This is a genomic window from Primorskyibacter aestuariivivens (genome assembly GCF_028023675.1).
Classification (GTDB): domain Bacteria; phylum Pseudomonadota; class Alphaproteobacteria; order Rhodobacterales; family Rhodobacteraceae; genus Marinovum; species Marinovum aestuariivivens.
In genome coordinates, this window is record NZ_JAQIOZ010000030.1 from 23,744 (window position 1) to 32,254 (window position 8,511).

Here is an 8,511-nt window from a genome sequence, read left to right on the forward strand (position 1 = left end):
GGATAACTCCCGGACGGGAGGATTGGGATGCCATTGCCGCTGCTTCTGATGCTGGTGATCGGCGGGATTGCGGGGATTGCCGTGATCCTGCATCTGCTTGGTCTGTCCCGTCCCCTCGCCTTTCCCGACGAGAATGCGGCGCGCGCCGCATGGCTCAATGAATTTCCCGATGCGCCGCCCAGCCGCGTCGTGCTCAGCCATGACCACCACGCCGCATTGATCGAAACCTCTGAGCGCGAAGGCATTGTCTGGCCCATGGGCGCAGACAGCACGGCGAGATACCTGGACGGGGCGCGGATCGACCGGACACAGGAGGGTCTCGTGATCCGTCTGCCCGATTACACGGCCCCGCGCATCCGGTTGCGGCTGGCCCCGGAAGAGGCCGACCTCTGGGCCCGTGACATCAAGGAGCACAGTTCATGACCGCCAATGTCAGCTTCCCGGATGTGGTACAGCTTGCCGTGCCGCTCTTTATCGCGGCAATCCTGATCGAACTGACCTGGATTGTCGTGAAGGGACGCGGCGGGCGGTATGAAACGCGCGATGCGCTTACCTCGCTGATCATGGGGGCGGGCAACGTGGCCTCGGGCATCCTGCTGGGGTTCGTCGCCTACGGGTTCTTCATGTTTCTCTGGGCGCTGACACCGCTGGATCTGGGCGTTTCCTGGTGGGTGATTCTCCTGTGCTTCGTGCTGGATGATCTGCGCTACTACTGGGTGCACCGGTTCGGGCATCGCATCCGCTGGGTCTGGGCCAGCCACGTGAATCACCATTCCAGCCAGCACTATAACCTGACCACTGCCCTACGACAGACCTGGACAGGCACCTTTACCTTCATGATGGTTGTGCGCGCGCCGCTGATCCTTTTGGGATTTCACCCGGCGATGGTGCTGTTCGTGGGCGGTCTGAACCTGATCTACCAGTTCTGGATTCACACCGAGGCGATTGGCCGGATGCCCCGCTGGTTCGAGGCGGTGATGAACACGCCGTCCCATCACCGGGTCCATCACGGGCGCAATCCGCGCTATCTCGATGCCAACTATGCCGGGGTTTTTATCATTTGGGACAAGATGTTCGGCACCTTTGTGCCCGAATTGGAGAGCGAAAAGCCCGATTACGGGCTGGTTCATAACCTTGGCACATTCAACCCGATCCGCGTGGCGTTTCATGAGTGGGTTGGCATTTTCCGCGACATGACCCAACCGGGGCTGTCATGGCGCGAACGCCTGATGTATGCCGTGGCACCGCCGGGCTGGAGCCATGATGGATCGCGGCTCACCTCGGAAGGGATCAAAAGCCGGCATCTCGACCATCATCCGCAGGACAAGGGAACCCCTGGTTTCTGATCCCGCGACCCTTCTCAGCGGCACAAAGCGCGCGGCTCTCCGCGCAATTGCCGCAGCGCAGAAAAACCGGATGCAACCGCAGAAATTCGTGCTATGGTAGCGTTGCGTTTTTTGCGAGGGGCGATACATGCCCGGTGATACGAGAATACGGATAAGCCGCGTAGCCATATTGGCCGCGCCGGATGGCATGTCCCATCCTTCCCAAGCGGAGGGAGGGTCATGATACATCCACTGGACAATGCCCTTGGGGGGTGGCGCTTGCTGCTGGCACTGGGGTCTTTGGCGACCGAGGCACATCACGTGATCGTCTACCGGCTCTTGGGGCTCTCCGGTGGCTGGGTGGTGCCAACCGATGAGCCGCATCGCATGCTCGTGGAAAAACCGATTGCCTTGATGGAAGCCAACCGGGCCGCTGCTCAGGCCCTGCTTTCCGGTCAGGACGCCAACCAGGTGACCCATGCCTGGCTGACGCCCGTGACAGGCGCGGTGCAATCCAACCGTACCCGACTTGCGCAGAACGGCCCGGCCGTTTTCGGGGCGATGTACAAACCTTTCAGATAAGTCGTGGGAGCGCTTAATGAACCTGATACTCAAACAAATCGAAATGTCCGCCGCCTGTGTGGCGCTGGCCAACAAGACGCTGGAAAACAATCTTCGCGTGGCCGAAGTTCTGATGTCGTCCGCGTTGCAGCAACATGCCGCGATGTTTGGTTACAAAACACCGTTCAAAGGGGCCAATGGCGCGGGCCTGTCCGGCCCAACCGCGCCCGCGTTCAAATCTGCGACGCGCGCGAAAACCGACACCAAGCCGAAGGTTGCCCCGGTGACCAAGGCGGCACCCAAGGCTGAAGAAAAGCCTTCGGACAAGGCAGTTGCGAAACCGGCGGCCAAGAAGGCGGCGAAACCCGCGGCCGAGGCCAAACCGGCACCCAAGCCGCAACCGGCAAAAGCCGTCGCAGCCAAGCCTGAGCCCAAAGCGGCGGCAGCCCCGGTCGCCAAGGCGGCACCCGCTGCAAAGCCCGTTGATGCAACCCCCAAACCCGCAGCGCCGCAAAAGGCGCCCGAGGTCAACGCGGTGAAAGCAGACGCCCCAGCCGCATCCAACCCGGCTGCAGCCGCGCCCAAACCCGCCGAGGCAAAAGCGCCGAAAACATCCGCCACGCCGACCTCGCGCCGGTCGCGCCGCAAGCGCACCCCCTCGGCCCCGCCGACCATGCCCGAGCGCAAAGGCGACAAATAATCGAGCAGGACGGGCGGTTCTTCGGAGCCGCCCGCTTTCTTTGGGCCGGACTACGCTTATTCCCGACCGCCCAAGGTTTTCGCCGTGACGGGCTCGAACCTCTCTGATAGACATGAGGTCTAGGCAACTCTTGGTATATCTTGGGCTGGGATGTATCTGCGCACACTTTTTCTTGTTATCGTATTGTCGTTCCCATGGCCGTCGCTGGCCTTGGACTCGGCTGAGCTGCGCGTCGATGGTGTCGCCGGGGACAGTACCCTGGAAACCGAGATCCGGGCCGCATCCGTTCTGCTGAGCAGCACCTCAACTGCGCCCGAAGATATCCTTGCCCAGGCGCAGGGGGATTACACCCGCATCGTCGAAGTCCTGTATGCCAATGGCCACTATTCCCCCGTCGTGAACATCCGGCTGGACGGGCGCGAAGCGGCGGGGTTCGACCCATTTGCGCCGGCGCCGGTCATCCGTACTGCGCGGGTGGTGGTCGATCCGGGGCCGCGTTTCACGTTCGGCACGGCCCGCATCGACCCGCGCGCACCCGGCTCAGAGCGCTATGACGGGTTTTCAAGCAACGCCCCGGCGCGCGCGGATGTGGTGCGCGACGCTGTGGCCGCAGCCATCACCGACTGGCGGCAGGCCGGGCATGCCAAGGCGAAGCTGGCCGATCAATCGGTTGTCGCGCGCCATGCCGAGGCGCAACTGGATGTCACGGTGGGGCTTGAGCCCGGCCCGAGGCTGCGTTTTGGACAGGTTGTGATCACCAGCGACAGCGGTGTGCGTGATGCTCGCATCCGCCAGATCGCGGGCATCCCAAGGGGCGAGACATTTGACCCCGATACGGTCGAAAAGGCCGCAACGCGGCTGCGCCGCACCGGGACGTTCCGGTCGGTCACCCTGACCGAGACGGACCGGATCGATGCCGCGGGCGAGATGGAGATGGAGATCTCCGTGGTGGATCAGAAGATCCGCCAGCTTGGGGCCGGTGCGGAACTGTCGAGCCTCGATGGGTTGACGCTGTCGGCGCATTGGCTGCATCGCAACCTGTTCGGCGGTGCGGAGCGGCTTCGGATCGAAACGGAGATTGCCCAGATCACCGGCACCGCAGAAGAGACCGATGTTCGTCTGTCTTTTGGCTTTGAGAAACCCGCCGTCTACGGGCCAAACACGGATTTTACGGGCGAGCTTGAGTTCGCCTATCTGGATGAGCCCGACTTTGTCGAACGCCGCGCCGGGCTGTCACTTGGGGTCTCACGCGAATTTTCAGACAAGCTGACCGGCGAGATCGGCATTGGGCTTGCCTATTCCGAGATCACCGATCAGTTCCTTGACGGTGGCAACCGCCACCGGGAGATGATCCTAGTGACTTTGCCCACCGCGCTGACCTTTGACACGCGCAACTCGGCGCTGGATGCGACCAGTGGGTTTTACCTGCGGGCAGAGGCCACCCCGTTCTTTGAAACTGTCCGATCAGACCCCGGCGCGCGGTTCACGCTGGATGCTCGGGCCTATCGAGCCCTGGATGAAGAGGCGCGTATGGTGCTTGCCGGGCGGTTGCAACTGGGGTCGCTTGTCGGGCCGGAGGCACAGCATGCCCCGCCGGGATACCTGTTTTACTCCGGCGGCGGGGGTACGGTGCGTGGACAGCCCTATAATGCGCTGGATGCCGATTACGGTGACATGCGGTTGGGCGGGCGTAGTTTTGCGGGCTTGTCCGGGGAAATGCGGTTTGGCGTGACGGACACGATTGGCATTGTCGCCTTTGCCGATGCGGGTGCCGTGGCCACAGGGAGCTTCGGAGATGGCGACAGCAACTGGCACGGTGGCGGCGGTCTTGGCCTTCGCTACAAAACACCGGTGGGGCCGATCCGGCTCGATATCGCGGCCCCTCTGACCGACAACACGAGCGACGGTGTTCAGTTTTATATTGGCATCGGGCAGGCATTCTGATGCGACTGTTCCCCGCCCTTTTACTTGCCGTGATGCTCTGGCCGATACATCTCGTGGCGCAAAGCGCAGAAGACGATCGCGGCTATATACAGGGGTTGTTAGAGGATAACCTGTCCGGCCCCGGTCAGACCGTCCGGCTGGAGGGGTTCGAGGGCGCGCTCAGCTCGCGGGCGACGGTGGACAAGATCACCATCGCCGACGATGCGGGAACCTGGCTGAGCATGAGCGATGTGGCGTTGACGTGGTCGCGTTCGGCGCTGTTGCGCGGCGCGGTCGAGATCGACGAGATTTCCGTCAAACGCATCGACATTCCCCGCCCGCCGAACAGCAGCTCCGATGATGACACCGACCTGCCCGCGCCCGAAGCGTCCGGACCTTTCATGTTGCCGGAACTGCCGGTGTCGCTGCGGCTTGCCAAACTGGACCTTGCCCGCGTCCGGCTGGGCAAGGCGTTTCTGGGCGAGACGGTGGAACTGGCCATTACCGGCTCTGCCGAACTGGTGGCGGGCTCGGGCACTGCCGATCTGGAGATCAAACGACTCGACCGGGCCGGGGCGCTCACGCTTGAAGGCGCATTTCGCAACTATACCCGCGATCTTGAACTGTCTCTTGACCTGAGAGAGCCGCAAAGCGGGATCGCCGCGCGGCTGCTTTCACTGCCCGGCGCGCCCTCGGTCGCGCTGATTGTCCAGGGCGAGGGCCCGCTGGATGATTTCGCCGCCACGCTGGACCTGTCAACCGATGGTCAAACGCGGCTGGCAGGGCAACTGGACCTGACCGGCACGGACGGGAACGGCACCCGGTTCGAGGCCGATCTTGGCGGCGATATCGCCCCGCTTGTGGCTCCGGACTACCGCGCGTTTCTTGGATCAGACGTCCGGTTGTCGGCACGCGGCGCGCGCAGCGGCGAAGGCGTGCTGGAGTTGGAACGGCTGCGTGTCGTAGCAGCCGCGCTTGAACTGGAAGGCAACGCAGTTTTGCAGGCGGATTACTGGCCTGAAACCGTGAGCCTCTCCGGCGCGATTACCCCGTCCGAGGGCGACCGGGTGATCCTGCCCCTTCCCGGGGAGCCGGTTTCGATCCGCTCCGCCGACCTGACTGTGAGCTTTGATGCGGCGCAAAGCGATCTCTGGACGCTCACCACCCGGCTGCGCGCGCCGGAACGCGGCGACGATGCGGCAGAGCGCGTAGAACTGACCGGCCGGGGAACGCTGTCGCCCGAGCAAGACGCGATGTCGGGAACCGTCGGTTTTGCCGCCACCGGGCTTCGCCTGTCCGATGCCGCCCTGTCGCGCGCCGTGGGCACGAGCATCGAAGGCGGGTTTGACGGGCAATGGCAGCGCGGCACGCCGGTCGAGTTGCGGAACCTGTCTCTGGCAGGGGCGGATTTCGGTCTGAGCGGGACCATGTCGATCCGGGGTCTCGACGGGGCCTTTGACCTTGTGCTGCGTCCCGATATCAAACTTCGTGCCGAGGATCTTGGCCGGTTTTCCGGGCTGGCGGGCGTGGCGCTTGAGGGCGCGGCAGACCTGACTGTAGCGGGCCAGATTTCGCCGTTATCACAGATGTTCGACGTGAAACTGTCCGGGGAAACCCGGGATCTGGGCAGCGGTATCCCCCGGCTTGACCCGCTGATTGGCGGGCGCGGAACGCTTTCGGCGGCCATTCTGCGTGATCAATCCGGCCTGCGGTTGTCGCCGCTGCGCATTGCGACGGAACAGGCGCGCATCGAGGCCACCGGCGATCTGAAAACCGGCGCGTCGCGCGTGGTGGCTGAGGTTGAGGTGTTTGACCTCGCCCTTGTGGATCCCGGCCTTCGCGGCAATGGTCGCGTCACGCTGGACGCCACACAAACCGGCGACCAATGGCAGGTCAGCGCAGACGGGACGTTGCCCGGCGAAACGAACGCCACCTATCGCGGCACGGTTCAATCCGGGGATCAGGGCGCGCTTACATTGGCCGGGCGCGGGACGGTAGAGGTCGGGCAACTGGCGGTCTTTTCCGGGCTTCTGGGCCAGCCGCTCTCTGGCGGCGCGCGCTTTGACGCTACGGGCAGCACCGACCTGTCAGATCAGAGCTTTTCGATCGAGGCGACGGGGCAAACCCGGAGTTTGACGGTTGGGATCACGACGCTGGACCCGCTGTTGTCCGGCACCGTGGACATGGCGCTATCGGCAAGCGGGGACGCCACGGGGCGTGTCTCCCTCTCGGAAGCGACAGTGAATGGCCCGGGGCTGGCTGCAAACCTGGCCGGGACCATTGCGCCGTCAGGAGCAAGTGATCTGCAATACCGCGTTTCTCTGCCGGATCTGAACCGGGTGGTTTCGGACCTGAGCGGCCCTGCGACCCTTCAAGGCACTGCGCACCGGGAAGATGGCGGAGCATGGCGGGTGTCGGCGCAGGGACAGGGGCCGGGCGGTCTTACCCTGACGACCGATGGCACAGTGGCTGCGGACGGTCAGCGACTGGACCTTGTGGCACGGGGCAACGCGCCGTTGAGCCTTGCCAACCCTTATCTGAGTGGTCAGAGCCTGACGGGTCGGGTGGGGTTTGACCTTGCCGTGAACGGCCCCCCGGCCCTGTCCTCGCTCAGGGGGCGGTTGCAGAGCGCGGACGGACGGTTGTTCATCCCAGATCGTGGTCTGAGCCTGTCCCCCCTGCGCGGCGAGGTGGTGTTGACCAACGGGGCCGCGACCGTGGCTTTGACCGGGGATCTCTCCAGTGGCGGACGCCTGCGCCTGACCGGGCCGGTGCAACTGAATCCGCCCTATTCCAGCGATCTGGTCGCGCAGCTGACCGATGTTACCATTCGCGAAGATGATTTCCTGACCGCTGCACTGGACGGACGGCTGACGCTTCGTGGCCCGCTGACGGGACGCGCGCGGATCGCAGGCGATATACTGGTCTCACGGCTGGATATGCGTATTCCCGATATCGGGCCAAGCTACGCCGCGCTGGACGGTCTGAAGCATCAGGACCTGCCGCCCGATGTCCGGCGCACGCTTGAATATGCGGATCTGCTGGGCCACGCGCAAACGCAAGCCAGCTCAACCGCGGTTTTCCCGATTGATATCACCGTTCAAGCCCCTTCGCGACTTTTCATTCGGGGGCGCGGGCTGGATGCGGAAATGGGCGGTCGCCTGCGCCTGACCGGAACAACCGCGAACGTGGTACCGCAAGGCCAGTTTGACCTGATCCGCGGGCGTCTTGATCTGTTGGGGCGGCGTTTGACTCTGACGCGCGGTGCGCTGAGCCTGCGCGGCAGCTTCGATCCCGTGATTGATTTTGCCGCCACAAGCATGGTGGAAGGGACAGATATCTCGCTTGGCTTGGCGGGCGTGGCCTCGGCACCGGATCTCACGGTCACCGCCTCCCCCGACCTGCCGCAGGACGAGGCGCTGTCGCTGTTCCTGTTTGGCAGGGATCCCACCCAGATTTCCGCCCTTCAGGCCGTGCAACTCGCAGCCGCGATCCGCACGCTGTCGGGCCGCGGTGGGCTGGGGCTTTCGGAACGGCTGAGACAGGGGCTTGGCGTCGACAATCTCGATGTCGGAACCGATGCGGAGGGCAATTCTCAAGCTCAGATCGGCAAATATATCTCTGATCGGATCTACACCGATGTCACATTGAGCAGTACCGGGAACAGAGAAATCCGGCTCAATATCGACGTGTCGCCCAACGTCACGGTGCGCGGGCGGGCCTCCTCGGAGGGCGAAACCGGGATTGGCGTGTTTTTTGAGCGGGATTACTGAACGCCATTCATATCAGCGCCCTTCACCTGTCCGCCGCCTATAGGCCCGCATTCCCGCAGGCTCAGGTTTCCCGCAACAGTATTTCAAACGGCGAAACCGAATAAATGCCCAGTGAGCTACTCCCCAGTGTTTGGACAGTGTTCAGCGTAAATTAAGCTACTCTTTGCTCCTGCTGACCTGATTGGGTTTCGTCTTTTCTTAGCCAGTAGACCACGGCTGGGGGTTTGCC

General features: G+C 63.5%; 6 protein-coding genes. All 6 read left to right on the forward strand.

Annotated features, from left to right (window positions below):
- The first annotated feature begins 27 nt into the window (after positions 1-27).
- Positions 28-423: a hypothetical protein gene (locus PGB28_RS20995; RefSeq protein ID WP_271423467.1), complete on the forward strand. Its 396-nt coding sequence runs from the start codon at positions 28-30 to the stop codon at positions 421-423.
- Positions 420-1,346, forward strand: a complete 927-nt coding sequence (locus PGB28_RS21000) for a sterol desaturase family protein (protein ID WP_271423468.1) — start codon at positions 420-422, stop codon at positions 1,344-1,346. Before PGB28_RS20995 ends, PGB28_RS21000 begins: the two co-directional genes overlap by 4 nt.
- 219 nt (positions 1,347-1,565) lie before the next feature.
- Positions 1,566-1,907 carry an antifreeze protein gene (locus PGB28_RS21005; protein ID WP_271423469.1) on the forward strand — a complete coding sequence of 114 codons (342 nt, stop codon included), beginning with the start codon at positions 1,566-1,568 and terminating at the stop codon, positions 1,905-1,907.
- Positions 1,908-1,923: 16 nt separating this feature from the next.
- Positions 1,924-2,586, forward strand: a complete 663-nt coding sequence (locus PGB28_RS21010; protein ID WP_271423470.1) for a hypothetical protein — start codon at positions 1,924-1,926, stop codon at positions 2,584-2,586.
- A 210-nt stretch (positions 2,587-2,796) separates the two neighbouring features.
- A complete protein-coding gene (locus tag PGB28_RS21015) occupies positions 2,797-4,530 on the forward strand; it encodes an autotransporter assembly complex protein TamA (RefSeq protein ID WP_271423471.1) in 1,734 nt (577 codons plus the stop codon).
- Positions 4,530-8,282: a translocation/assembly module TamB domain-containing protein gene (locus PGB28_RS21020; RefSeq protein WP_271423472.1), complete on the forward strand. Its 3,753-nt coding sequence runs from the start codon at positions 4,530-4,532 to the stop codon at positions 8,280-8,282. Before PGB28_RS21015 ends, PGB28_RS21020 begins: the two co-directional genes overlap by 1 nt.
- Positions 8,283-8,511 lie beyond the last annotated feature (229 nt).